Origin of the sequence: Lentilactobacillus parafarraginis DSM 18390 = JCM 14109, assembly GCF_001435895.1 — a bacterium.
GTDB lineage: Bacteria > Bacillota > Bacilli > Lactobacillales > Lactobacillaceae > Lentilactobacillus > Lentilactobacillus parafarraginis.
The window spans coordinates 1-442 of record NZ_AZFZ01000217.1; the positions used below are offsets into that span (position 1 = coordinate 1).

General features: G+C 37.6%; 1 protein-coding gene. It reads left to right on the forward strand.

The window, feature by feature from the left end; all coding sequences use genetic code 11:
- A partial coding sequence (locus FD47_RS14800) for a DUF536 domain-containing protein (RefSeq protein ID WP_056980862.1) occupies nt 1-442 on the forward strand: 442 nt, incomplete at both ends.

Sequence of the window (442 nt, forward strand, 5' to 3'; positions counted from 1 at the left end):
AATATCACTACCAAAGACTACCAGCAAAGAACCAACAAAAGAATAGTCAGGGTGCAAACCTTATTAGTACTACAGCAGAGAGGATTATAAGAAGCAAGGTAGCAAAACCTTTGCTAGCAAATAAGCAACAAATAGGTAGCAAAGAGCCAACAAAGACTAGCAAAGAAAATAATGATCTGATTATTACTCTAAGAAGAGAAGTAGAAGATTTGAAGTCTCAACGCGACAAACAGCTTGCTGCCAAAGACCAACAAATAAGTAGCAAAGACCGCCAAATAGATCATCTAACAAAATTGATAGATCAGCAGCAACAATTACAATTAGCAATAGTAGCAGAAAATCGCCAATTAAAAGAGCATGTTCAGAAATTGAGTGGCTTGCTTGAACCTTCTAGTACAACTCAACAGCAACAATCAAACGACAAGGACGATGCCTTGTCGAA